Here is a 25051-nt window from a genome sequence, read left to right as displayed (position 1 = left end):
GTTATTTTCTCGTTTTATTTTTTAACTATCGTTTCTATGAATTCAAATTTTCTCTGCGTTTCTTTACGGTAATAATCAATCCCATTCCGGAAAGAATTGATAGTATAAACAGCCATACACTCGGTGTGTTGTCTCCGGTTTTAGGTGCAGTCACATCCTTCTTATCAGTTCCACTCGATGGCTTGTCATCAGAGGAATTGCTATTGTTATTATCATTCTGGTTGTTATTACTGTTATCAGAGATATTTGCTTTGGTGGTAAATGTGGTGCTTGCAGAACCATCCGTCCAAAGGATTTCAACTGTATGGTTTCCTGCCGAAAGTGTATTCAGGTAGGAAGCTTTCAGTGTGATAATGGTAGAGCCTTCCTTTGCAGTGTAGTTGCTCTTGTCTATCAAATTTCCGTCCACCTTAACTCCGGTAAACTTGGAGAAGTCTCCGTTACCCCGGATGGTGATATTACCATCACTGTCATGCGTCCAACTACTGTTTGCTCCATCAATAATCTGATAGGTGTTATTCGGTGTGTCAGGATTATCGGAACCGCCCGCATCCTGTACGGTCAATGTTGCAGAATTACTCTCTACGTTTCCTGCGCTGTTTGAAACAACACACTTATACTTAAATCCGTTGCAGCTTATATTGACTGTGGATGTGGTATAGCTCGTTGCCGTTGCACCGTCAATGTTTACCCATCCTTTCCCATCATTTCTGTCTATCTGCCACTGATAGGTAAGATCTGTACCGCTTGCTGCTATGGTAAAGGACGCAGTCTCACCTACCTTCACTGTCGCATTTCCAGGCTGTGTGGTTATGCTTGGTGCAATCACATCCGGTGTCTGGCTTTCCTGTTTAAAGGTAACTTCTATGGTGTGATCAGTATTCACATCACTAAAGGTGTAGCTTGTGGTTGCTGTCACTTCCGAACCATCCACCTTTACGTCCGCAATATAATATCCTTCGTTCGCCTTGATTGTATATGTAAGCTGACCTGCGGCAGATACCGTTGTCGTGCCACCGGGAGAGATTGTTCCACCGATACCTGCCGTTGCGGTAATCTTGTAGCTTGCTGTACCGCTCGGAGGCGTTATCGGCGCTGTATCCGCCGTAAAACTCCAACTTCCACGGAATACCACGGTTGTGCCGTTTAGGTTGCCGGCATCCCAGCCCGAAAAAGCCCATGTGCCGTTTTTACCATCCTTTTGTGCCTGAATGCGTGTTGTGGAGGTATATTTCTTATCCACAGCCGCTTTCGCCTGTTGCACACTCGAATAGGAGCTGCTATTTAGCGGCAGCGTTGCGCCTGTCGGGAATACAGAGCCCCAATTGTATTGCACCGTATAATTTTTTGTCACCGGCGGCTCGGGGCGTTCCTCAGACCTTTTATAAATATAACGAATCGTCATACCACTGTTCGGGACAGCATTTTCCATCCCCTCCGCTTTAACAAAAGTGTAGCCGTGCAGTTCCTGCGGCGGCTGCCAATCAACCTTTTTGCCTACCGGAACAGTAAAGGTAGTCGGCATGGTGTTTGGAACATCTGTGCCATCCTCCAGCTGATATTGGATGGTGACATTGACATAGCGCTGCTGCTCCGTATCATCATCAGCCAATACCTCGCCTGTCGCATGATCTACAATCTCAAAGCCGATGGTATCGCCGGATTGCAGAATGGCATTCTCCGGAATCGTGTAAACCAGAGAGCAGTTGACAAGGCCGGAATTAAAGTCGCTGCCCTCGTAATCCAACGCACCCTTTGTCCAGAATTTGCTTTTCTCTTTCCAAACAGGGATGTCAAACTCCTGCGTAGTGAAAACCTGCTCCCCATCTGTCGTGACCGCTTTTTCGCCGTTGGAATGTTCCACCCACAGGCGCAGGGTCACAGTCTTCGCTTGGGTATTCGAAAGATTTTGTATAATGGTGCGCAGCTCAACCTGCTGCCCCTTCATGCTGCTATAATCAAAGCTGTTTTTACTGCCGCCGCTTAATAGACGGCTATTCCTGTCATTTTGATAGCTCTCATATGCGGAGGAATTCGCTGCCTCAAAGGCAGAAGGATCTTTTGTGGGATTTCTGTAACCGCCGATATACTTTTTCACCTCAGGAACAGCCACATAAAGCGCAGGGGGATTTGTAATGAGCTGACTCATGACCTTTATGCCCTGTAGCTTGCACACATCGCAAAAATCATTCTGAAAGGTCTCTCGCATCAGACAATCCCTGCTGGAATTATAGGTAAAAGGATAGTAGTCAAGATGCGGGCAGGTATAGGTATTACGGAAGCCAAGCAGCTGCTTCCACTTCACTTTCGTGGGATCTTTTGTTGCAGTCATATTCAGTGATGTAGTGTAATTCCACTCATCTACAGGAACAGTGCTATAATTATATTCATCTCCCAGATGTAACAGACCGTGTCCCAGTTCATGCCGCTGGGTAAACGCAGAATATGCGTTTCTCGCTGACGCAACAATATAGTGAATACCATATTGTTTATTATCATGAGAGCCACCGAAATACTCACCGCTATTCGCCAACACAACGAATTGGTTGATATTTTCATACACATAATCATACTGTCTATAATTATGATCCATCGTGTTTTCGTTTGGATGCGTTTCATTAGGAATATGTGCGTCATGAATCTTCTCGATAAACGCAGGGCCTATGATGCGCTCCAAAACATGGTTGCGCCAGTTCCCTTTGTTAGTAGAAATTCCTCCTTTGGCGGTCGCAGCAAAAAATGTGCTGGTACCGCCATAGCCATCCACCGATGCCGTGCAGAGTGCATAGACATTAAAGCGATCCGCCATGCTGCGATATGGCTCTATCTGCAATACCTCCCCCCACAGCTTTTTTACATCCTCGACAAACTGCTTTTGCTGGCTTTTGGTGTAGCCCTCGGCGCAGTACACAATCACCATGTTCTCCTTATCGCTGCGAGGCTTCTGGATTGTATACACCGGTACGGTTACATTTGCATATGCAGGATCCTCAGTGTAGAGGGTACTCATCTCCAGCTGTAGATACTCATCCGTGTTCACATTCCAGTCACCATTCACATCCTCTCGCACAGCGCCGGATATGCCAATGCTGTCATCCGGCGCATCCGGTGCGGAAACAACATAGGGGTCCTGTGCGCTCTGTCCTGTGCCTGATGATACGGTGTAATTTTCCGTATTCAGATAGAAGGCAGGACGAACGCCGTAATATCCCTTATAGGGTGCGTCACGCAAAATATTCCCTTGAGGGGTCACAAATCGCATATCATGGTTACAGGTTGTAATCGGTGTACGCAGCCAATAGTTCCATGCTACACCGCTTCTGTTTTTTGCGATATGGTAGCCGTTCAGGTTATCATTAACCGTTTTGAGCTGCTGAACATCAAGCAGAAAAACTCTATCCCAAATATATTCATAATGGGCACTGTCATACCCATCCGCTACCGTATCAATTGTGGTGTTATAGGGAAGATCAACACCGGCTGCGTCGATATAACCTGCCGTATACTCCGGATGGGAAACGATAGAACGCTGCTTCACCGTTCGAATCGCTCCCAGCTCATCCGAACGAAAGCTGCGAAGGAAGCCCTCCTTTTGGTCATATGCTGCCGTTTTAGGATAGACAGAATCCTCTGTTGGCGGATTTCCGCAAAGCCATTTCACTTTTCCTGCTTCAGCGTTGGAATTGAGCCAAGAACGTATGTTGCTGTCTCTCCAGTGGTTAGAACCAAAATTATCTCTCCAGCTATTGCGCCGGTGCGAGCCTGTTTCGGCATTTTTGTTGGTTTTTGCATCATAGGGCATGTAATCACACAATACTCTATCCGAAAGCATCAATGGCCCATTGCTATCCTTCGCTACACAACGCCACACAATTGGCACTCCCCCATAAGTACCCATCTGAATGTAGTCACCAATTTCGATGGTTGGCTTGTTATCTGCCGCCCTAACCTGCAAAGGGCATAGCACCAAAATTACCGCAAGCAGCAGAGATACCGTTCGTTTGCCATATTTATGTTTGATAATATTCATAAAGTCCTCCTTTTGTCATTCTCTCCTGAGCGTCATTCACGGTCAGTAGGCTTCTACCCCACCCCCATTTTTGACATATGTCAATTTATACAATTGCTGCATCATCGATATTCACCTCATTTCTACTTGAGTTATTGCAAAAAATAGGTCTTTCTGCGATAACCCCTTGTGCCAAATGCTGAAACACCTTCATAAAGATGTAATAGCTTATTTATTTTAGAAAAGTATCCGACAAAAAACTCTACACTTCCGACAAAAAATATATATATTTCTCAAACCATATCATGGCGATGTACATTTGTCAATGATGTGACACCTCAAGATCACCACAGTCCTGATACTTCTTATACATGTCATTGATATAAATCGTAGGCGAAATATTCCTGCCTTCCTCTCGTAAGATGATGCCATCAAGAGTCACATTCACCTTTTCCACGGGTTCTGCCACAAGCTCCATTCCTTTGAACTTCTCAGGCATATAATCCATAAACTTTTCTTTTACTACTTCCTTAAAAATCTCGTAATTCATCATATTACGGTTCCTCCTTAATCTAAATTGTCATACAAAATCCCTTCATCCTCGGGATTTTTGTGTTCTCTGTAACTGTTGTCTTCTTCGATTCCCATATCAAAAGTGGTATGAGATTTTCTTTTCTTTCTGTAATAATTCTTGAGAAACATGCACTTTCCACAGTCCTCACAGAATAATTCTTCCGGCGGAATGCCAAGTGCCTTTGCAATCCTGTTCAACGTTCCCGTCCTTGGAACTCTTGAACCATTTTCGTATTGGGCAATTCTTACATCACCTCTATTTTCAAAACCACTTTTCTCGCCCAGTTCCCTGAGTGTCATTTTTTGTCGTTTTCTGTAATATCTGATTCTTTCTCCTACCACTGTTTGTCCTCCAAATCAAAAAAAACAGGGAACATAAGTCACTGGCTTACATTCCCCGCAAGGTTAATTGTTACTGTTTATTCTTTTTCTTTCTTCCACGAAGTCCTATATGAAGTTTTGGCTTTATCTTGTAGTTTGCGAATATCCGTATAAATAGAAAAAGCCCTTTGAGAAAAGGATTTCTCCTCTCCCAAAGGGTAGTTTAACTTTTACTTAGAATTATCTTTTTTAATAACTAAGTTATAATTGCTATCATAATACAGTCCAAGTTCTCTACACATTCTATCGTTCACATTATCTAACGCTTTCTTATATTCTGCATACGTTGGAGACAGAACCATTAAATTAGGAATGAATATATCGTTATATCCTTTATTTTGTAACTCTTTCTGCATTTTTCTCTGTGCAATAAATGCTGGATGGTATTTCATTATACCGTTTTTCATTTTAGCACCTTTCCATACTTTTTCTTTTAGTCTTTCATATTCACTTTCACTCATATCACGATAATAGGCTATCATCTCATCTGCGGTTCTGGTTTCTTGTGCAATCCCACCTATCATCTTCGCACCTATTCCCATAATAAAAGGAACTTTCAATGTCGTTTCATCGCAATATTCTAATATATTCTGTAGTGCCTGCTTCTGTTCCAGAGTCTTCAACCTTACATTAAGAAATGGTTTGAAATGACTTTTAAAATAATCTCCCCATTCTTTTCCCGGTAGCAAAGACTCAATTGCATTTTCAACGGTTTGATAATCAAGTGCCTCATTTGCTTTGTCTGCGTCACCATCATCTATAAATTGCTTCAAAGCTTCGAGTTCTGAGTCTTTTAAAACTTTTTCCTGCACTTTTTCTTGATAAATACGAAGAAGAATACTTTTGTCGCCAGTTTCCAAAAGGCTCTGTATGTCTTTAATACTAATACCGAGTTTTCTATATACTGAAATCTTTTTTAAAGTTTCAACATCTTGTGCAGTATAGTTACGATAACCATTGTTATCTTTATCCACTGACAGCAATCCTTTTTCTTCATAATACTTAACTGCACGCTTTGTCATTCCAACCTCATTTATAATTTCATTTAATAACATCCGATGCACCTCCTTATGATTTATGTTGATAGTATAAGCGTATACGCTGCGTGCAGGTCAAGAGTTTTTCGTCTTTCTTCTAAAAATGGGCAATCCTGATTTCAGGACTGCCCATTCATTCTGCCAATTATGCGATTTTTTCTTGCTTGCACCGATTTCTGCATCAATTGATGTAAGTTTGATGTAAATCGCTGTTTTTTTAGTTTTTTATCAAATGAAGTACGTCCCGTCTATTCGGTAAAACGGTACATCTTTACATCATCTTAATAGAGCTTTGCACCTGCTGGAATATGGTCATCAACCATCAGAAGATGGAGCTTTTCTTCGCCTTCTTCTTCGTGGATAGCACTGAGGAGCATACCGCAAGAGTCAATGCCCATCATAGCTCTCGGTGGAAGATTTGTGATAGCGATAAGCGTCTTTCCAACCAGTTCTTCAGGCTCATAATAAGCGTGAATACCGCTTAAAATGGTTCTGTCTGTGCCTGTTCCGTCATCAAGCGTAAACTGTAACAGTTTCTTTGACTTCGGTACTGCAACACACTCTTTAACCTTTACTGCACGGAAATCTGACTTACTGAATGTATCAAAATCAACAAATTCCTCAAATAAAGGCTCTACCTTTACCTTAGAAAAATCAATCTTTTCAGATTCAGTTTTTACATTTTTTTCAGGTGCTTCAGAAGCTGTATTATTTACATCATTTTTCTTATTTACACCATCTAAGGACTTCATTGTCGGGAATACCCAAGAGGATAAAGTATTATTCCACATTATCAGGTATTATCCCATATTTGCTGCATTTTCAAAACGTATTATAAGGTATTATTCCGTACCATGCAAGCAAAATTCGTAGTAACTTTGTAGTATATCAGTTATTTTGTTGTTATAATTCACACATTTAATCTTAGGACTCTCTCCTAAAATATATCAAGATTGTGTGATAAGTTTTCGATTGCTTCTTTTTTCTTTGCGTCTGTGACCTCCGCATATATATCCATTGTTGTTTCGATATTAGCGTGTCCCATGACAGCCTGAATGACTTTTACATTTGTTTCCTTTTCGCAGAACCTCGTGCAAAAAGTATGCCGCAGGTGGTGGCAGGAAAAGTTTGGAATAATGACAGGTTGCCTTCTCTCTTTTTTGGCATTTATCACTTCTTCCGCATTGTAATTCTCCAAAATCCTTTTGATTGTTCGGTTGACTGTTTGAGGATTATGGATATTACCGAAACGGTTACAGAAAATGAAGCCCGTCATACCATCAATTACAGTACTATTAAAACCATTTTCTTTCTGCACCTCGTATTCCTCTTTGAAAGCCTCATAAACCGCATCCATCATTGGAACAGTCCGAATACCCGCTTCTGTCTTTGGAAGTGACACCGCAAACTCTGACTTTCGTGTCTTGTTCCCTTCTCTTGCATAATAAGTCACGCTATGATTGATACTGATAAGACGTTTTTCAAAATCTAAATCGTCCCACCTCAGTCCAATAACTTCTCCAATTCTACACCCAGTTCCTAATAATACTGTAAATAACGGGTGCCAGTGATAAAATACCGGATTGTTTGCGGTATAATTCATAAATGCTCTCTGCTGTTCTACCGTCAAAGCGTGTCTAATGCCTTTATTCTTTCCTGCTTTTCTTTTGATTTCTGCCATAACACCGTCAGAAGGATTCATGCGTATTATTCCATCACGCACTGCCAACTGAAATGTAGGGTGTAAAACCGTATGGATTGTGTCAACCGTGTTTGCCTGCAAATCCTTTTCATTCAACAGGTAATAGTAGAAATACATTACATCGGAATACTTAATCTCTCCGATTTTACGCTGTCCAAACCCCTCCCTAACAAAATGGTCATACATATATAGGTAATTAGAGCGTGTTGTCCTGCGTAAGTCATACTTCGTTGACATATACCTGTCAAAAACATAATTCAAGGTTGCACTTCCAGCCACATAGACATCCAATCCGTCAAGCTGATTTTTAATCAAATCTGCTTCTTTCTCCCTTAGTGTCTGTAAATCTCTGGCATATACAAATCTGCGTTTCTTGAACGGATCAGTGTATGTATATACATAAGTGTTATCCGTTCTTTGGGATTCCCCCTTTCTTAAAGCTCTGCCTTTGTTATCTTTTCTTGCTTTTGCCATCTCTGCTCCTTTCTTCAAGGAAAGAGATTTTGCACCTCCGCATCCGGTGTCTTAAGCAATAAATCAACACCCGTATGCAATAATTGAGTTATGGTCATTCCGTGACTGTCCGCATAATCTTTCAGCTCTCGCAGCTCGCTGTCCGTTACCCTTAAACTTAATGTGTTCAATTTCGGGGCATCAGACTTTGGTCTACCCATTTTAGCCATCTGTATGCACCTCCAATCACTTCTATCTACCATTATACTTTCCGTATACGAAAAGTCAAGTGTTTTTACTGCAAAATCTCTCAAACCCCAAAATTGTCACACATACAATCTGAACGTTTCCAAATATTGCTCAAAAATATCACAATTTACAAGTACCAGCTTATCGACCTTATATATTGCCTTTGCATCTTTCGCCATCTGCTCAAATTTACTCTGACACATACTATACATTTCTGCACCTTCCTTGTAACGAACAAATCTCTTTCCGTTTTTCATTCGCTCCACTATCATCACCTCTTTCCGACATAAAATATGTAGCTTATTATCTGCCCATGACAGCCGCAAACTCTTTCCGGCTCTCATCAGCAGACAAATAATCTTTTCAAAAAATCCATACAGGTGGCAGCTCATTACACCGCCCACATCGGTATCGCACCGTCAATCAAATTTGACCGGAAATCTCCGGAAGTATCATTATCAAAAATATGTATCCTCGCCCCACACAACTGCTGTGCATTTTGCCAGACATTCATCGCTCCTTACCTTAACTTCAATATCAGCAATCAATATTCCCTCGTATGCACTTTCACAAAATAATGAAAGCAGGTATCTCATGGCGTGTCCGCATAGTGGCTCCACATATCTCACACGTCCTGTATGTATTTGTCTATGAAATTGTCAAGGTACACTCGCAAGCTGACGCCTGCATTTTGGATAAAATCAAATCGGACTTATCAGCCCAAAAAGCACATAAACACTCTCCCGTCTGCTATGAACGGTTCTGTAAAAATTATGTGCTTTACAAGAATGACAAGTTTAGAGTTTCAGCTTATCCGGTCCATACTTACGGATAATCTGCAACAGCACCTTCTTATGCACCCCTTCCGTCTGCTCATACATTTCACGCAAATTTTCCAGCTCCATCGGAGTAAGTGAATTGATATGCGGATTGTAATCTTCCCTTATAAAAAGCCCTCCGTTTTCTCCCGGCTTCGTGTAAATCGGATACTGTGGAGATAAAGCCTGAATATCGTACTGTATCGTGCGAATAGAAACGCCAAGCTCCTGCGCCAGCTCATTCGCTGTTGTATGCCGTCTGATAATAAGAATGTTGATAATCTCTATTCTGCGATTCATCGTATTCATGCTTCACCTCCTCTCTGTTAGTCCTCCAAATTTATTGTAAAGGCAGACCCCGCAAGAACTTTGCTTATTGTTAAAAGTTTCTTTTGCAAATTTTTTTCACTGAAATTTCATCTGCCTGTCCGTATGTTCCGGCTTATTATTTTTCTCCCTCTCCCCTGCTTTCTTTGGTTGACTTTCTCCCCTCCGCTTGCTAAAATCTTTTATGGATAAAATCACAACTTTATAAAAACACTCAAACTGCTATGAGCTTTTGCGGGCATTCCATGTCTTTGCAAGCCGTAGCAGTTTTTTATTGCTTCTGCAAAACTACGCAGCCGGACAGCCTAAAGGCTATCCGAAAAACGGGCGGTAACGCCCTTATGTGTTATAGGACACTCGCCTAAGCTCGTACAACACGCAAATTCCCTTCGGGCAATTTGCAGAAGAATAGCAAGCACTGCCTGTGTTCCCTCACAGGCACCATTTTCCCAAGTTTCTTCCGAGTGGAAACTTGAGAAAACTGGCTTGCAAGGGGCATATCCCCCTGGCCCCCTATGCGCTGCAAAAATCAGTAATTACCCCACCGGGATTTCTGATTTTTTTACGCTTATAAAAACACACCGCCGGAAACGGCATATCAAAAATTTTCTATTTAAAAAGGAAAGGGAAGGATTAAGCAATGGCAAAAAGAGAAAGACAAAATGAATTGAAAATCTATCTAAACAATGATGAACAATACATACTCGAACAGAAATTCAAAATCTCCGGTATGAAAAGCAAGTCATCCTTTATACGGCACCTGATCCTGTACGGATATGTCTATGACGTGGACTACGAACACCTGCGGGAATACAACACAATCCTCGCCCGTATCGGCAACAATCTGAACCAGATTGCAAAGCGTATGAACGCCACGGGCAATGTCTATGAAGCCGATGTAAAAGAAGTAAAGGAGCTGATGAAACAGGTATGGCAATCACAAAAATCCATGCTATCAAAGCAACCGTCCATAAAGCAGTAGACTACATCTGCGATCCGGCAAAAACTGATGAAAGTATCCTCATTTCTTCCTTTGGGTGCAGTCCTGAAACCGCAGCTTATGACTTCAAATTTGCCCTTTCAAAAACCAGTCAGGCAGACACAAACAAAGCCTTTCATCTGATACAGTCCTTTATGCCGAGCGAAGTATCTTACAAGGAAGCCCATCAGATCGGCGTGGAGCTTGCCGACAAACTACTGGAAGGAAAATACTCATACATTGTGTCCACCCACATTGACAAAGGACACGTCCACAACCACATCATTTTCTGTGCTGCAGATAACGTCAATCACGAAAAATATCACGACTGCAAAAAGAGCTATTACCACATCCGGCACTTAAATGATGAGCTGTGCAGCGAGCATCAGTTATCGGTCATTTCTCCCTCCGACAATCGTGGCAGAAAATACAAAGAATGGCTTGCCGACAAAAATAGTTCTTCATGGAAAACCAAGCTCAAGAACGATATTGACGAAGCCATACAGACCGCCGATACCTACGAGGATTTTCTTGATCTTATCCGTGCAAAGGGCTACGAAATAAAAGGTGAAACCTTTGGTGAGAATGACTTAAAATATATCTCTTTCCGTCCCCTTGACAGAGAGCGTTTTGCCCGTGGCAGCGTCAAATCTTTAGGTGCGGAATACACCAGAGAAAGGATTAAGGAACGGATTGAAGCGAAAGCTCTGGAACAGTCCCAAAAGCGTGTTCCTTTTCCCCGAAAGGCAAAACCTATTATCAAAGATTATTCCTCCAAAAAGCTCATTGACACCTCAGAGGAGAAGTTTACACAAAGTCCCGGTCTGAAACATTGGGCTGATATTCAAAACCTCAAAATTGCAGCCGCAAGCTACAGCGGAGCAGGCTCCATTGCCGAGCTTGAAAAGCAGCTTGCTGCCAAGTCTGCCCTTGCCAAAACCGCACGAAACAGCCTTGTGGAAACCGAGCATCAGCTTAAGAATTTGGGACAGATTTTAAAGTATGCCGAGCAGTACAAAGCCAATCATATCTATCATGTCCGTTATCAGAAGTCAAAGGATCAGGACGCATACCTGCGCCGACACGAAACCGAGCTGCTGCTCCATGACGGTGCCGAAAATATGCTAAAACGATTTGGCATTGACTTAAAAAACCTTGATGTCGAAAAACTCCGCAGCGATTACAACGCCTTGTATTCCAAGAAAGAAACCTTGCAGAACACTTATAAATCTGCGGAAAAGGAAATCAATGCCTTAAACAGAAAACTTGATAATCTAAAGCAGTATCTTGACCGGGATTCACAAGACCATCAGACCTCTGACCGCAAAGCAGAACGGAACCAGAATACCCTCTGATCAGGCATTAAAAAAGGTGTATTGTATTGAGGGTTTTTACCTCATTGCAATACACCACAATATGTGCAGTAAGTCATATTTGATTTTGTTTTCAATATGTAATACCTGTCTTTTTCTCTCTTTCTTCTTTTTATCATGTATTCTACTCCATATAAAATCTGTATTCTACTGTAATTCATTCCTGACGATGTGTATTGTAAACTACTAAGGAGGTGAATTATAATGCAGGACATAAAACAAAATCTTGCCGATGCAATACGGAAATCCCGTACAGAACTTGGGCTTTCGCAAGAAAAGCTGGCTGAGATTTTAGGCTTTGACAGCCGTACTATACTCAATATTGAAAACGGGCGTGGTAATCCAAAATTTGAAAAACTGTATCCCCTTGTCAGGCATCTGAATATTTCCGCAGACAGAATTTTTTATCCGGAAAGCGTAACTCCACAGCCTAACCTTCAGAAACTCTTTATCATGCTAAATGACTGTACGGAACAGGAAGTTGCCGAGCTGCTCCCAGCGGTTCACTATCTGCTTGCGCTGATGAGAAAACGGGACAATTCAGAACAATAAGAAAAACCAATAGAATCCCATTTGCGGAGCTATTGGTTTTCTTCTTTTCACAACTTCTACATTATCCCTTATATACATCTTTTTAAATATCTACATAATCATCCCTTAACTGCAACCAATATTTACTCTTTTTTACTGCCTCATATCCGCCAACTATATCTATCTTTCCATCGTCTAATACCACAATCTGATCCACCTCACTTAATACTTCTTTTTTATGTGTAATCACTATTACCGTTTTATCTCTAAGCCCAGTGTGCAGTAATGCATTAATCTGTTGCTCTGAATATGCATCGGTGTTGGAAGTAGCTTCATCAAATATAATGATAGGTTTATCATGGATCAATGCCCTTGCAAGGGCTATCTTCTGTTTCTGTCCGCCAGAAAGCATTGCACCATTTTGACCTACCACATAATCTAAGGATACTTCTTTTATAAAATCTTCTAATCCACTGTCTCTACAAGCTATTTTTAGCATAGCATCGCTTACCTGCTTATAAAGACAGATATTATTCCTTATGCTGTCATTAAAAAGATATATCTGCTGGCTGACGATGGAAACCATTTCTCTATATGCCTGTAACGACATATCCGCAATATTTGTTCCATTCAGTAATATCTGCCCATTTTCTGGTTCATAGAGCCTCGTAAGTAGGTTGATAATAGTAGTCTTGCCAGAACCATTCCTGCCTATAATAGCCGTTTTGCTTCCTTTTGGAAATATAACGCTCACACCGTCTAAAATAGGCTTTCCCTCCTCATAAGCAAATGATATATTCTTTAACTCTATATCTCCAAACTGTGGGGATGTTGTTATCTTCTGGTTACTGTTTTCTTCGTCTAGTTCCATAAACATATAGTATCTTTTTGTCGATGGAATAATCCCTGACAGCAAGTAACCGATGTTCAAGATGGCAGAAATTGGTCCTGTCACATATGAGCTGTATGTAATAAATGCAAAAATACTACCAACCGAAAGCTGCATATTGAATACTAGATTAGAGCCAACTATATATATCAGCGTTATCAACAAATGTACTAATACATCATCCGCCGCACTATTCCACTGACTAAGCATATTCATTTTCTTCTGCTTGCGAATCACTACCCTTTGTTTTTCATCAAACTCTCTGTGCTTGTTGTCTAGTATATCAAAGAGCTTTACCTCCTTTACACCGCCCACCGTATCTCCAAACCAACTAGAATATTTTTCACTGTCAAGGATAAATTCATCCATGACTTTCTTACGGTATTTTGCAAAATATTTCATAACAACAGCCTTGATTGGAATAAACAGCAATACTAAAATCGTCATACGGTAATCCAATATAAAAAGACCAATAACCCCTCCAACCATGCTGAATGCCTGTGTCACAACAAAAAATGCACTTTCATCCGCAACGGATACCATATTTGCAATATCTACACTAAGATTATTAAATATTTCCGCAGCATTTCTATCATCAAAATAATTTATTTTCATCCTCATCAGATGTTCATATGCCTGATGCCATAATGAATACTGTACTTTAGCAACAATTTCCACACGCACTTTCTCTTTGATAATATTCAAAGCTGATATGAGCATATATATAGCAAAAGAGCCTACTACCAAATATAACAAAATATTTTTATTGCCGCCAATAAATCCCTCATCCATAATTTCTTTACTAATAAACGGAATACATAAATTTAATCCGGTAGATATTAAGAGACATCCAAATATTATGAAAATTTTTCTTCTGTGCCCATGTAGCAAATATGTTAATTTATGAATTATATCCTTTTCTGTCATTCAATCATTACTCCCTTGTAAGCAGTTCAATAATATACTGCTCTGGTATACCTTTAATTTTCTTAAACACCTTGCTTTCTTCTTCACTATAAACAGAGATTTCTGCATCATCTGCATATATATATACATCAGGCTCTATACAAATTTCCGTTTGAATATCCTCTTTTGAGTAATTACCCAAATCGCAGATTAAAATATCATATTGTCCATAAAATATTTCACTGCAAATATATTTTTTTATATCAGTTCCTTTTTTCTTCTCTACCGGAATATATCTAAGTCCAATGAGTTCCCCAACAATTTTGTCAGTTATACCATATGCGTTGTAATCTTGCTCAATCATTTTGCGGCATAGTTCCCGAACCTTATTTAGCGAATCACAGCCTTTAACAAAAATTACTGGTATTTCAATATCTTCATTATCAGTATATGAGTTCAGTTCTATTTGCCTTTCCCTATTATATCTTGACCAAATATAACAATGATCGCTTGTCATTTCCAACTTATCATTTCCCAAGTATATTATATTTTTCCCTGCATCAAGATAATGCTCAATATTATCCATTTCTCCAAGAATAACCGTATCAGAACTGTCTAAATCATCTGAAACACAAAAACTGCATATTCTAGAAGGCAACTGCACATGACTAAGATACGCTGTTCTAATCCAATCAACATAAAAACAATTTATATCTATTTGCTCCTGTGAAAAAAATCGTCTAATATAAAATGGAGTAATACCCTTAAAATAAATATCAGCAATTTTAGAAGTTACATAAGGCGTTGCAATACTATTACTAGCTCTTGTCTGATGCATTTTACCATCAACAAGAACTGTATCGCTCCCATATGTTTCAACAATGCCAAATCCAAGCCCTGCACTATAATTTACTTTATATTCCCGCCTTTTTAATACATCGGATTTTCTCACTGCAATCACGTTCGTAAATCCGGCAGGATATGTTGCAAATCCTGAATTAGACAGGGCAGCCACAATAATCAAACCTGAATACGCACACTCGTTAATGATTTCTTGCAGCAATCTTCTGTCTTTGAAGTATGTGCTTCCCAAACTCAGATTGATAATATCAACAGCATTATTTTTACACCATTCCAGTGCCAAAAGCAAACTCCCTACTTCACCCTTCCCATATGAATCCAAAATAGTGATACTGCTCAGTTCATATGATTTTTCTATGTTTGCTTCTATTACTTTGGCACAGGATGATCCATGCGACAATTTATCACTTTCAGATATAACCAATCTGATTTCATTACCAACAACTTCCATATTTTTATATAAATGAACTTGTCCGCAAAATACTCCGTTATCTATAATGCATACATGTACTTTATTGTTTACCATTAAAATCACCATATTCTTTTACGTATCCAATGATACAACTTTATTTATCAAAATTTCTCTGCAATACTAAAACCTTAAAGCATATATTAAATTCGTTTTTCGGTTTAATATTCCGTCATCAATGACATAAATATGAATCTTCTTAATTGACATTCTTCTCTCCGGTTTTTCTTACAATATATCCTAATAGGCAATCATATTTATCAAAGTTTCCGTCTAATACAAGTGGATTAAAGTCAATATGAAATTCGTTTTCTAATTCCATATAAAGTTTCAATAAATCCCTTGCCTGCATACCAGCACTATCACTCAACAAACTCTTTGAACGCTGATCGTTTGTAAGTCTATTAACTAAGTAACCCATTTTTTCTATAAAAATATCATCTAACCTTTTCTTTATGCTTGTTCTGTTATCTTCCATATGCACCTCACATAAAATCTAATGAACCATATTCTTCCAATATCTCCATAACCCGCTCAAAAAATAGACCATTCATCACATCTGCTTCATTAAACAGCTTGTTTTTTGTCAGTAAATCATCATATATTTTATCTCCATGATAATATTGTATCCATGCTTCCTGTAAAGACGATTCAACAATTCCTGTATATGTAGCATAAAACAAATCCGGAACTGCACCAAAACGGTATTTACAATAACTCTTCTGTTCTTCTAAAAATTCATCTGTATATTTCAGATTATATAAATTTAATATGGATACATCTGGCTTGATTGCGGAAAAAACAATGCTGGCTAAGTACCCGAAATCCAATTTATGTTTTTGGCTCAATTCCATTGTTTCACCAGGAACACTAATCAATACAACATCCGGCTGTTCTTCCCGGCATAATTTTTCGATGTAGTGATTAATTCCATAAATTTTTTCTGAAAAACTCATGCCATTCTCAAAGAGAAACTCTGGAAATATCCTAGCTCCAAATAACACACCTTCCCTACGGGAGCTTATATATAAGGTTTTGTATCCAGCACTCACGAAGTCATTTCTAAGTTTGAGTCCTACCTGAAACTTCTGAACATATGGACCAACCCCCGCTATGCTTACAATGGGTATATCAAAGTTATGTAACACTGTACTTATATCAGCAGCGACTTCATTGCAAATAAACGATGTACACACCTTTAATTCGTCCGACATTTCCTCTATAGCCTGTCTGTCTACATCTCGATCATCCCTAGCCCAATAAATCTCTATGTTATTCTGTGCTGCTATTCTAATAATATCTTCAATAACCCTATGTTCTAAGAAATGGTAGGAATTAACAAGAACAAGCACATCTAACTGGCTGAAATCAAACTTATCAATAACATTTATAATATGATTGGGACTTGAAATATTCCAGCCACCCAATGTCAAATAATATGTTATTTTTTGTTGCCTTCCTTCCAGTTGTATCACATCATTATTCGGCAAGCGCATGAAATCCTCATCTACAGGAAAAACTGCCGCACATGGCTCATTCGTATTCATATCAATTCCCCCTCAATCCTTCTCCAAATTTTGAATGATATTCTTTTAGTACAATATAATCCTTTATACTTTCCTCTGCATTCATTTTTGAACTTTTGCATTTAGCTAATCTTTTTTCTTTTGACAGTTTATCACCATCCACCGCTGAGCGGAAACATTGGATACAGAATTGAAATGCCCAACAGTTCTTACATTCATTCTCCGTTAATTTACCAATGTTTAGCAGTTCCCTGATTCTGTCAAAATCAAATCCACTCTTAATATTACCTATCTTCGTAACATTTGCACTTTCATCAACACGCTCGCATGGGTAAAAATTACCATCCGCATTTACAAAAAATTTATGCACTCCGATTAAACAGGGTCCTCCAGGATGCGCAAATTTCTTATTTTTTTCAATTCCTACTTCCCTTTTTGCAACTAGCTTTTCCAACTGTTCAATATAGGCAACAGACAGCTTGCTTCCTATCTTATCTAATTTACCACAACTACATAAAAAATTCTTGAACATTTCATATTCATAAGCTATGGAAAATGTTTCATCCTTTTCTAATTCCTTCTTTAATCCATCTGTACTGACCAACACTCCATTTGCTGTTATACTTTTTACCGTTTCAAAGTTCATAAAGAAATCATTTGAACAACTAAAATCATTCGTTGGGTCCAATACTGCATTGAAACTGACATGCCAAGAAAAATCAGGATACTTATTTAAAAACATTTCTACATTTTTCATAACTGTCTCAAAAGAACCACTTTTTCCGTCTGCCATAACCCTATTCTTATCTTGTATTACTTGAGGACCATCAAAGCTAATGGTGACAAAAAAGTTATTTTTTACAAAAAATTTCATAATTTCTTCTGTCAATAATGTAGCATTCGTTGTCAGTGTAAAACTTAAATCTTTGCCAATAAATTTCATTTTCGCATACTCTACACATTTCTTTAATAAGTCAAACTCAAGTAGAGGTTCTCCTCCATAAAAACCAATGCCTATTGATGTAGTCATACTGCTATGTGCATACAAAAAATCAATGGCACTTTTTGCCGTTTCAAATGACATTCGTTTATTACTGTGAACCCGGTTGGAATAAGAACCCGAATAGACACAATATTTGCAGCGCAAATTACAATTCTGCGTTACCTGCAATGTCATAATCCTCATACAGTTATTTAAAATTTCTTCTAAATTCGTACCTTGCGGATATTCTATTTCATAGCCAGTATCTGTTTTACTGAACAAATCATATTTCAAAAGCCTACGGACTTCATCTTCCAATTTATGAGGAATTTCAATTTCTGCTTTTATATTTTCATTACTTTTGAAAAAATCAAATAAATCATTGCTTATATTTACAATCATTTTTGAATTTACATCATACAGATAATACTTCGTATGTAACTTAATCAAATGGATAAATGGTGCTTCTACTTTCATTTGTACCTCCTATTATTAAAGGGAGTTAAATTGTCAAAAACAAGCACAATCTAACTCCCTTTGCACATTGTAGCAAAAGCACTGAAAAAGTCATTTTTTCAACAATCTACCTATTCATTGAAAAATGACTTTACCAGTAACCTGCATTACAGCCATACAATTGTACCTGCTGAATCAGCCTTTACATCTCCCTGAAAATAGTTTCCAGTCGGATCATGACTTGTGCTTGAACATGTACATGTAATTGTAAGACAGGTACATGCCGAAGAACAATACGCAGACAAGCTATTTTCATGTACTTTTGCCTTCTTTCCTAATTTTTTCATCTTTTTCACCTCCTCTTCTATAAATTTATGGTCATAATACCTGACAAAAGTCAAGCCTTTACCATCTGCTGTTTAATTATTTAAGCATAATCAGAAAATCAAATTTCTTCCTCTATTAGATTTTAAAATCAAAATTTTTTCCAACTTCTGAAGATGTGTTGGTTGTAACAGCTTCTCTATTTTGGGCTGCATCAATAATTACCTGCATATCTTCATTGTCAAGGTACACTTCCCCATCAGTCGCATTTTCCAACTTCTCGGAAAGCAGTTTTTCCGCCCTGTCCTTCACAATTTCATTTTCATCCTGAATACCTTCAGATATTGCTATTTTTTCACCATCTTCTTTAGCTTCTTCAGCTTTTTCTTCCAGCTTTTCCGCAATCTGTTCTGCTTTCTTACGTGCATTTTCACGGGTTTTTTCAATCTGCTTTTCGGCATTTTCCTGCGCTTCTTTACGGAGTCTTTCGTTCATCTCATCTTTTCTTATCGAAACAGAAAAATGAGAAAGATTTCCGTTTTCATCAATATAATCATGCCTTACAATTACAGTGGACCCTACTGATTTTTTATAATTATCGAGCCATTTTAAAGCAGATTCTACATCCTTTAATCTCTGTGTATACTCCTTTGCTGCTTTCGGATCATTCTGCATTTTCTCCACAAGCTTGGGGTTGACATCTACAACATTCACTTTGCCGTCATTACTTGTATTAAGCCCATATCCAATTTGCAACTTCATATAGGGCACTTGCTTTTGCAAACTTTTGAGATATTCTTCATTGTTACTCTTCTTTGTGGTTTCCGTTTTTACCTCAGATATCTCGCTTGTTTCACTTTTTTTAGTCTGATTATAAGTATACAAGTTTTCATAACTATTTGTATAACTTCCTACACTAGAAATTGCCATAAAAAATTCCTCCTATCTTATAAATTTTCAATATACTTTAAACTTTTATATCAACATCCATAAATGGATGTTGAAACATTTCTCATAGTCAAAGTCTACACTTTCCAGCTTCCCCAAAAACATATCCGTTAAAAAGTGAAGAAGTGCTTGTGCCACTTGCACTCACTATATCATAATCACAATTTTCACAGAATTATTGTATTTCTCCGAAATCTTAAAAAAACTGGTCAGCAATTTTTCAATTCCCTTTTCGCTAATAGTTCATTTGAAATATTTTTCAGAGTAAAAAAATCCGGATTATTTATTTTTTCTTTATCGAATACTACACCATATCGTTCTTCTATTTCGACTAGAAAATAAACAATATCTCTTGCATTCATTGCATACTTTCTGGAAAAAAGGCATTCATCATCACACAATTCGTCTAGTTTCTTTCCCGAAATATTTTCCAACATTGGTTTCAATTCTTCCACCATATACTTTTCCTCCTTAGAGTGTCGGATAGTTGTCATATCCCACCAATGTATTAATTAATTGCTCGCTAAACTGTTTAATACTATCTGAATCATACACAGAGTAAGCATTACATTTCCTTACTTCTTCATCAATAAAATTTTTATCCAGTGTTACATAAGTAAGAGTATCCAACGATTCTGTTACATCCCAATTAATAGAACTATTCCCAATAAAAACCGCATCCACATCATATTCATATTTATACCGCAACGAATCAACGATAGCATTGATATAATCCCTATTATAATCTACATACGTTGTCGCCAATACAACATAATCGGGAACAACAGCGTTTGATACCATAAAATTCAAATAGCCAAAATCATTATTATATTTCTCGCTGTAGGGCATTAATCCACCAGGCACACCTATAATGATAACATCAGCATTTTCAGACTTAGACAGCTCATAAATATAATGATTGAACCCAAGTATCCTGTCCGTCACCTGCAAATTGGAATACATAAAATTGGGGAAACTGTGGAAACCTAAATATTCACAATATCCTTTTGTTCCTATTTGCGAAACAGTATATCCTTTTTTTTGAAAGCACTCTCTTACAATCAACTGGATGTCAAACTTATTTGTCCTGTCCCCAGTTCCAATCACAAGGACAACAGGCTTATCTATTTTCTTAATCTCTGTTCCATACAGCTTATCATCTCTTTTTAAGCAAACGTCATTTCCATTATTCCTCATATCAATAATTTCAATATTCAAACTTTTTGCTTTATCAATAATTGTTCTGAAACATTTATCGTCTAATGATATAATTGATGGCATAAGGAACAGCTTTTCAATCTGATTGAATTCTATTTCCTGTTCATGCTTCACTATAATACCTGTTTCTATTCCTATCTTACTTCCAGCATCCTTGCCTACATACCCCCAGCCATTTGGTGATGCCACTTCAATAATTTCAAAATCTGGAAATTTGTGCATAATCATATGTAATAGCGATATATCATACGGATACATCAGTGCCCTGCTTGCAGCTGCCATCTATTTCACTCCCTTCTCAGTTCAAATAGATCACATCATCGTCCAATCCACTCATTTCATGCAAAAGACAATAATCTTTAAAATCATTTTCTATGCTTTTTCTTACTCCAGCACAATGTTTTTGTTTTAATTCTCTTGATAACCCATCGCCCTGATCCAAATGTGCAGTACATATATAACAATATTTTGCACACCAACAGTCCCTACACTGTTCCTCAGTCAGTTTTCCAACATTCAAAAGCGTCTCAGCCTTATCTAAATCAAATCCCTTATCTATATTCCCTATGATTGTATCTGCCGAACACTCACAAACTTTCTCACATGGATAAAAATCACCCTTTACATTGACAAACAGCTTATGTGTACCCGGAATGCATGGTCCTCCGGGATGCGAAAAATCTTCAACAAAACTGCTCATTTTTCTCTGTGCATACACAGTTTTGATTTGCAAATAGTATGACTCCACAACCTTTGATACATCTATTCCTTCTATTTTTTCTGATTTTGAATAGAACATCTTAAACAACTCATATTCGAATTGTTCAAGATAATCTTTATTAGGAACAAATTTATCATTATCCTTAATCCCTTCCCTCGAAAGAGAATTGAAAAGAACCCTATATTCCTTAAGCATATCTTCATTCATAAAGAAATCATTTATACACTTTATATCTGATGTGGGATCAAGCACACAATTAAACTGGACATTATCTTTTTTCTCAGGATATCGTTTATATAATCTTTCAATATTTTGCATTACTATATCAAACGAACCGCTATCATCAATTCTGTGCCTATTGCGATCATGATAATTCCTCGGTCCATCCAAACTTATTGATAAATTAAATTCATTCTCCATTAAAAAATCAATTACTTCTTCTGTAAGAAGAGTCGCATTTGTAGTCATAAAATACATTATTTTTTTGCCAAAACATTTTTCTCTACAATATTCAACAATTTTGCGAATCAAATCATATTCTATTAAAGGTTCCCCTCCATAAAATCCAATATGAGCAACAGGAATATCAAAAGAATGTGCAATATAAAAATCAATTGCTTGTTTAGCTGTTTCAAATGACATATGCCTGTTACTATGCTCTCTATTATAATAACTCCCTGAATAGGGACAATAATTACACTTTAAATTACACTGCTGTGTTACCTGTAAAGTAATTGATTCCACAGAACTATGCAAATATCTATCCAACATCTTAGTTGCAGGATGTTCAATCTTGGTCCAATGACGTTCCGACAGAAAACCCGCTCTTTTTAGTTCATCTATTATATTTCCACATTCGGATTGCGAATTAGGACAATCCTTGTTTTTTTCCCATTCATTCAGAAAATCATATACACTTTTATTAATTCGGACTATTGCATTGGTATTAAAGTCATAAAAATAATATCCTTTCGGAGTATAAAAAGTATGAATATAAGGTACTGACATTTATTTTTTCTCCTATAGCATTGCGGCATCCAAGATTAGATGCCGCATGTTTTAAACTTAATTTGTTGGTGTCTTTCTTTCTGAATCAGATGCCTTTGCATTATAGCTACTCGTGCCTGAAGGACATGTCCCCCTAGCTTGCTCATCTTTGTCATCTTCTTCCGTAATCAGAAACCTCCGCTCTATCATCGCTCCAAATGCCATACGCATAGGTACTGAATATATGCTTCCCTTCACATATGGCATCTAGAGTTTAGATGTCGCCTACTTCAAGCCCTAATTCGTTGGTGCTTTTCTTTCTGAATCAGATGCCTTTGCGCTATAGCTGCTCGTGCCTGAAGGGCATGGGCAATTTGAACATACGCAGAACTTGTATGCCTGCAAGGACCTCTTATCCAGAGTAACCTTTTTTCCTAACTTCCTCATCTTTGTCACCTCCTTCCTACTACAATATATTTATGGTTAATATATATTGTATATCAAGCCATTGTGATTAGCGCAAACTCAATCTTTCTCATCGCTTTTTTATCTGTCTTGGATTTAAGAAGTTTTATCAGAACTCTTATCTTTCTCTTTATCCTTGTTTTTGTCCTTGACCGTATCTTTATCTTTGAACTTATCACCCACTTTTTCATCCACGGTACTACCAAACAGCTTCGACAGCGTGTCGGAATAAGCCCCGCTCTTATTGTAGGTTTGATCCACTCCCTTTGTCCTCGCCGCAGCGCTGGATATCGCCGAAGCTTTCTGCTCAATCTGGCTAGCAAATGAGCCATACCCTGTAAACAGGGATTTTAAAGTAGAAATATTGTCAAACTCAATACCGCTTTCTCCTAACGTTGTTTTTTTCTTCAAGCCTTCCTCATCAAACTCCAGCTTATTGCCCTTTCCAATGGTAATGCCTACTTTCGAGAGCAGATTGCCCGCCTTCTCCGTTATACCGGTCATCCATGCCGCATTGCGCAGCACATTCTTCGTTTCTGAATTTCCTGCCTGTTCTACCACCGAATTGTAATCGTCAACAAAGGTTTTAACCGCCTTTGTGATCGCATCCCAGTCATAATCCTCGACCTCGATTTCTTCTCCGGTTTCCTCGTCCTTTTTCTTGAATTTCTTTTTCTCATAAAGCGAGACATCGCCCAACACTTCCGCAGACTTTTTCAGCGAGTCCGCACTGGAACGCATCAGCGTCAGTGTTTTGGAAGAATCACCGAACTGTGACAGCTTATCCGCATCCTGTTTCGCATAATAAGCCTTCATCAGTTTTCCATAGCTTCCGTTTTTAATCATGGCATAGTCCGACACATTGATCCCGCCCATGCCATTATCTATATAGGGAGCACCGCCGCCAAATAACGAAGAATAATCCATATTTGTGTTATATTTACTTGCGTAGTCGCTGAAACTGTTTATTTCTGACATAAGCCTTACCTCCTTTACAAACGGACATCAACATGGGTATAAACTGCTGGCTGTGCCGCCGGAGTTTCTGGAACGGCTGTTTGGGCAGGCTGTATGTTCTGTGCCTGTGCGCCGTTATCCTGCTGCACATTTTCTATATTTCCTGTCTGTGCATCTGCACCTGATATGCCATCCTGCGCTTTCTCTCCTATTGCACCGCTGTCTGCTGTCTTTTCGGTCTTGCCTTCTGCCTGTGCCTCTTTTTCCTCTTTTGCATCAGAAGTTTTCTTCTCAGTGCGTTCTGCTGCTGCAGCTTCGCTGACAGCCTTATTAGCCTCTGCAAGTGTATTCATCTGTGAGGCTGTTGCATTTACGGCTTTCTGTTCCAAATCCGCCAGCTCCGCTTCCTTAGCCTCTGTACTTCCACTCTGCTTTATTTCTGCCTTTAAAACATTCGCTCTGCCCTGCATCTGTGTTGCCACGCTGCCCTGCTCTTTTGCCTGCTTCATGGAAGAATCTGCGGAAATCATTGCCTGCATACTTGCCTGTGACAGCCCGCTTCCCTTATTTCCCGACTTTGCTGCTGTTCGATTTCCGCCGAGCATATCGTCCATAGATGCACCCTTAGACTGCTGTTCTTTTCTCTGCTCAATCTGATGCTGTCTAAGCTGCATATTCAAGTCGCTGATCTGCTGTTGAATCTCCTGACGCTTCTTCATCTTTTCTTCTAACGTCATTTCCTCGTTGGAAGAAAGCTCCTGTAACTGTTTCTGTGCATTGGCAATCTGGTTCTGAATGTTCTTGCTGTAAGAATCCATTGCCTGATTCATCCCTATCTGCGCTGCCTGCGTATTTGCTCCACTAATTCCGTTAATTGTCATTGTTTCGTCCTCCTTGATAAATAAATTTG

At 38.7% G+C, this 25051-nt stretch carries 24 protein-coding genes and 2 pseudogenes; 3 read left to right on the top strand and 23 right to left on the bottom strand.

The genetic code is table 11. The features are described from left to right. Window positions 1–34: 34 nt before the first annotated feature. The 10 genes and pseudogenes from WMO42_RS11370 to WMO42_RS11325 form a co-directional block, all read right to left on the bottom strand. Window positions 35–4030, bottom strand: coding sequence for a M64 family metallopeptidase (locus WMO42_RS11370; RefSeq protein ID WP_349192302.1), 3996 nt, complete (start codon window positions 4028–4030; stop codon window positions 35–37). 316 nt (window positions 4031–4346) lie between these two features. Further along, window positions 4347–4562: pseudogene (locus WMO42_RS11365) on the bottom strand (DUF5688 family protein); the annotation flags it as partial. Between the two features lie 14 nt (window positions 4563–4576). Next, window positions 4577–4924, bottom strand: a complete 348-nt coding sequence (locus tag WMO42_RS11360; protein WP_349192301.1) for a helix-turn-helix transcriptional regulator — start codon at window positions 4922–4924, stop codon at window positions 4577–4579. A 209-nt stretch (window positions 4925–5133) separates the two neighbouring features. Further along, window positions 5134–6018 carry a MerR family transcriptional regulator gene (locus WMO42_RS11355; protein ID WP_023920554.1) on the bottom strand — a complete coding sequence of 295 codons (885 nt, stop codon included), beginning with the start codon at window positions 6016–6018 and terminating at the stop codon, window positions 5134–5136. A 263-nt stretch (window positions 6019–6281) separates the two neighbouring features. Beyond that, window positions 6282–6764, bottom strand: a pseudogene (locus WMO42_RS11350) (lysine--tRNA ligase); the annotation flags it as partial. A gap of 173 nt (window positions 6765–6937) precedes the next feature. Continuing rightward, window positions 6938–8176 carry a tyrosine-type recombinase/integrase gene (locus WMO42_RS11345; RefSeq protein ID WP_055196097.1) on the bottom strand — a complete coding sequence of 413 codons (1239 nt, stop codon included), beginning with the start codon at window positions 8174–8176 and terminating at the stop codon, window positions 6938–6940. A 14-nt stretch (window positions 8177–8190) separates the two neighbouring features. Beyond that, window positions 8191–8385: a hypothetical protein gene (locus WMO42_RS11340; RefSeq protein WP_055196093.1), complete on the bottom strand. Its 195-nt coding sequence runs from the start codon at window positions 8383–8385 to the stop codon at window positions 8191–8193. 96 nt (window positions 8386–8481) lie between these two features. Continuing rightward, window positions 8482–8676 carry a DUF6462 family protein gene (locus WMO42_RS11335; protein ID WP_172678263.1) on the bottom strand — a complete coding sequence of 65 codons (195 nt, stop codon included), beginning with the start codon at window positions 8674–8676 and terminating at the stop codon, window positions 8482–8484. 186 nt (window positions 8677–8862) lie between these two features. Next, window positions 8863–9024, bottom strand: a complete 162-nt coding sequence (locus WMO42_RS11330; protein ID WP_172704766.1) for a hypothetical protein — start codon at window positions 9022–9024, stop codon at window positions 8863–8865. Window positions 9025–9201: 177 nt separating this feature from the next. Then, window positions 9202–9531 carry an HTH domain-containing protein gene (locus tag WMO42_RS11325; protein WP_055196094.1) on the bottom strand — a complete coding sequence of 110 codons (330 nt, stop codon included), beginning with the start codon at window positions 9529–9531 and terminating at the stop codon, window positions 9202–9204. Window positions 9532–10189: 658 nt separating this feature from the next. Here WMO42_RS11325 and WMO42_RS11320 point away from each other — a divergent pair. From WMO42_RS11320 to WMO42_RS11310, 3 genes are all read left to right on the top strand, one after another. Continuing rightward, window positions 10190–10531: a MobC family plasmid mobilization relaxosome protein gene (locus WMO42_RS11320; RefSeq protein WP_055196095.1), complete on the top strand. Its 342-nt coding sequence runs from the start codon at window positions 10190–10192 to the stop codon at window positions 10529–10531. After that, on the top strand, window positions 10480–11883 hold the full coding sequence (locus tag WMO42_RS11315; RefSeq protein WP_055230559.1) for a relaxase/mobilization nuclease domain-containing protein: 1404 nt from the start codon (window positions 10480–10482) through the stop codon (window positions 11881–11883). The genes WMO42_RS11320 and WMO42_RS11315 overlap by 52 nt, the downstream gene beginning before the upstream one ends. Window positions 11884–12105: 222 nt before the next feature. Further along, window positions 12106–12453: a helix-turn-helix transcriptional regulator gene (locus WMO42_RS11310; protein ID WP_055195751.1), complete on the top strand. Its 348-nt coding sequence runs from the start codon at window positions 12106–12108 to the stop codon at window positions 12451–12453. A gap of 82 nt (window positions 12454–12535) precedes the next feature. Here WMO42_RS11310 and WMO42_RS11305 read toward each other — a convergent pair whose 3' ends face one another. The 13 genes from WMO42_RS11305 to WMO42_RS11245 all read right to left on the bottom strand — a co-directional run bounded on the left by WMO42_RS11305 (window position 12536) and on the right by WMO42_RS11245 (window position 25022). Further along, a complete protein-coding gene (locus WMO42_RS11305) occupies window positions 12536–14248 on the bottom strand; it encodes an ABC transporter ATP-binding protein (protein ID WP_055230558.1) in 1713 nt (570 codons plus the stop codon). 7 nt (window positions 14249–14255) lie between these two features. Further along, window positions 14256–15614 (bottom strand): S8 family serine peptidase, encoded by a 1359-nt coding sequence (locus tag WMO42_RS11300; protein ID WP_055195755.1) that lies wholly within the window; start codon window positions 15612–15614, stop codon window positions 14256–14258. A 142-nt stretch (window positions 15615–15756) separates the two neighbouring features. Then, a complete protein-coding gene (locus tag WMO42_RS11295; protein WP_055195757.1) occupies window positions 15757–16035 on the bottom strand; it encodes a hypothetical protein in 279 nt (92 codons plus the stop codon). A 7-nt stretch (window positions 16036–16042) separates the two neighbouring features. Next, window positions 16043–17104, bottom strand: coding sequence for a hypothetical protein (locus tag WMO42_RS11290; RefSeq protein WP_055195759.1), 1062 nt, complete (start codon window positions 17102–17104; stop codon window positions 16043–16045). Between the two features lies 1 nt (window position 17105). Further along, a complete protein-coding gene (gene ccpM / locus WMO42_RS11285) occupies window positions 17106–18542 on the bottom strand; it encodes a Cys-rich peptide radical SAM maturase CcpM (RefSeq protein ID WP_055195762.1) in 1437 nt (478 codons plus the stop codon). A gap of 146 nt (window positions 18543–18688) precedes the next feature. Beyond that, complete coding sequence (locus WMO42_RS11280; RefSeq protein ID WP_055195764.1) at window positions 18689–18868, bottom strand: CLI_3235 family bacteriocin precursor; 180 nt, start codon at window positions 18866–18868, stop codon at window positions 18689–18691. Window positions 18869–18983: 115 nt separating this feature from the next. Continuing rightward, window positions 18984–19775: a DUF6033 family protein gene (locus WMO42_RS11275; protein WP_055195766.1), complete on the bottom strand. Its 792-nt coding sequence runs from the start codon at window positions 19773–19775 to the stop codon at window positions 18984–18986. A 227-nt stretch (window positions 19776–20002) separates the two neighbouring features. Next, on the bottom strand, window positions 20003–20251 hold the full coding sequence (locus WMO42_RS11270) for a hypothetical protein (protein ID WP_055195769.1): 249 nt from the start codon (window positions 20249–20251) through the stop codon (window positions 20003–20005). A 13-nt stretch (window positions 20252–20264) separates the two neighbouring features. Next, on the bottom strand, window positions 20265–21293 hold the full coding sequence (locus WMO42_RS11265) for a TIGR04066 family peptide maturation system protein (RefSeq protein ID WP_055195771.1): 1029 nt from the start codon (window positions 21291–21293) through the stop codon (window positions 20265–20267). 16 nt (window positions 21294–21309) lie between these two features. Next, on the bottom strand, window positions 21310–22740 hold the full coding sequence (gene ccpM / locus WMO42_RS11260) for a Cys-rich peptide radical SAM maturase CcpM (protein ID WP_055195774.1): 1431 nt from the start codon (window positions 22738–22740) through the stop codon (window positions 21310–21312). Between the two features lie 276 nt (window positions 22741–23016). Beyond that, window positions 23017–23166, bottom strand: coding sequence for a CLI_3235 family bacteriocin precursor (locus WMO42_RS11255; RefSeq protein WP_070098685.1), 150 nt, complete (start codon window positions 23164–23166; stop codon window positions 23017–23019). Between the two features lie 114 nt (window positions 23167–23280). Next, complete coding sequence (locus WMO42_RS11250; RefSeq protein ID WP_070098684.1) at window positions 23281–24162, bottom strand: hypothetical protein; 882 nt, start codon at window positions 24160–24162, stop codon at window positions 23281–23283. Window positions 24163–24176: 14 nt separating this feature from the next. Further along, window positions 24177–25022: a FlxA-like family protein gene (locus tag WMO42_RS11245; RefSeq protein ID WP_349192297.1), complete on the bottom strand. Its 846-nt coding sequence runs from the start codon at window positions 25020–25022 to the stop codon at window positions 24177–24179. Window positions 25023–25051 lie beyond the last annotated feature (29 nt).

The sequence above is a fragment of the Lachnospira sp. CLA-JM-H23 genome, from assembly GCF_040096425.1.
GTDB lineage: Bacteria > Bacillota > Clostridia > Lachnospirales > Lachnospiraceae > Lachnospira > Lachnospira rogosae.
This window is presented reverse-complemented; position numbering and strand designations above follow the sequence as displayed.

Excerpts from the sequence above, each read along its gene's own strand:
- WMO42_RS11315 (WP_055230559.1), top strand. The coding sequence starts at position 10,480 with ATGGCAATCACAAAAATCCATGCTATCAAAGCAACCGTCCATAAAGCA.
- WMO42_RS11335 (WP_172678263.1), bottom strand. The coding sequence starts at position 8,676 with ATGATAGTGGAGCGAATGAAAAACGGAAAGAGATTTGTTCGTTACAAG.
- WMO42_RS11245 (WP_349192297.1), bottom strand. The coding sequence starts at position 25,022 with ATGACAATTAACGGAATTAGTGGAGCAAATACGCAGGCAGCGCAGATA.
- WMO42_RS11340 (WP_055196093.1), bottom strand. The coding sequence starts at position 8,385 with ATGGCTAAAATGGGTAGACCAAAGTCTGATGCCCCGAAATTGAACACA.
- WMO42_RS11280 (WP_055195764.1), bottom strand. The coding sequence starts at position 18,868 with ATGAAAAAATTAGGAAAGAAGGCAAAAGTACATGAAAATAGCTTGTCT.
- WMO42_RS11345 (WP_055196097.1), bottom strand. The coding sequence starts at position 8,176 with ATGGCAAAAGCAAGAAAAGATAACAAAGGCAGAGCTTTAAGAAAGGGG.
- WMO42_RS11320 (WP_055196095.1), top strand. The coding sequence starts at position 10,190 with ATGGCAAAAAGAGAAAGACAAAATGAATTGAAAATCTATCTAAACAAT.
- WMO42_RS11290 (WP_055195759.1), bottom strand. The coding sequence starts at position 17,104 with ATGAATACGAATGAGCCATGTGCGGCAGTTTTTCCTGTAGATGAGGAT.
- WMO42_RS11325 (WP_055196094.1), bottom strand. The coding sequence starts at position 9,531 with ATGAATACGATGAATCGCAGAATAGAGATTATCAACATTCTTATTATC.
- WMO42_RS11270 (WP_055195769.1), bottom strand. The coding sequence starts at position 20,251 with ATGGTGGAAGAATTGAAACCAATGTTGGAAAATATTTCGGGAAAGAAA.
- WMO42_RS11255 (WP_070098685.1), bottom strand. The coding sequence starts at position 23,166 with ATGAGGAAGTTAGGAAAAAAGGTTACTCTGGATAAGAGGTCCTTGCAG.
- WMO42_RS11310 (WP_055195751.1), top strand. The coding sequence starts at position 12,106 with ATGCAGGACATAAAACAAAATCTTGCCGATGCAATACGGAAATCCCGT.
- ccpM (WP_055195774.1), bottom strand. The coding sequence starts at position 22,740 with ATGTCAGTACCTTATATTCATACTTTTTATACTCCGAAAGGATATTAT.
- ccpM (WP_055195762.1), bottom strand. The coding sequence starts at position 18,542 with ATGAAAGTAGAAGCACCATTTATCCATTTGATTAAGTTACATACGAAG.
- WMO42_RS11265 (WP_055195771.1), bottom strand. The coding sequence starts at position 21,293 with ATGGCAGCTGCAAGCAGGGCACTGATGTATCCGTATGATATATCGCTA.
- WMO42_RS11370 (WP_349192302.1), bottom strand. The coding sequence starts at position 4,030 with ATGAATATTATCAAACATAAATATGGCAAACGAACGGTATCTCTGCTG.
- WMO42_RS11295 (WP_055195757.1), bottom strand. The coding sequence starts at position 16,035 with ATGGAAGATAACAGAACAAGCATAAAGAAAAGGTTAGATGATATTTTT.
- WMO42_RS11250 (WP_070098684.1), bottom strand. The coding sequence starts at position 24,162 with ATGTCAGAAATAAACAGTTTCAGCGACTACGCAAGTAAATATAACACA.
- WMO42_RS11355 (WP_023920554.1), bottom strand. The coding sequence starts at position 6,018 with ATGTTATTAAATGAAATTATAAATGAGGTTGGAATGACAAAGCGTGCA.
- WMO42_RS11275 (WP_055195766.1), bottom strand. The coding sequence starts at position 19,775 with ATGGCAATTTCTAGTGTAGGAAGTTATACAAATAGTTATGAAAACTTG.
- WMO42_RS11305 (WP_055230558.1), bottom strand. The coding sequence starts at position 14,248 with ATGACAGAAAAGGATATAATTCATAAATTAACATATTTGCTACATGGG.
- WMO42_RS11300 (WP_055195755.1), bottom strand. The coding sequence starts at position 15,614 with ATGGTAAACAATAAAGTACATGTATGCATTATAGATAACGGAGTATTT.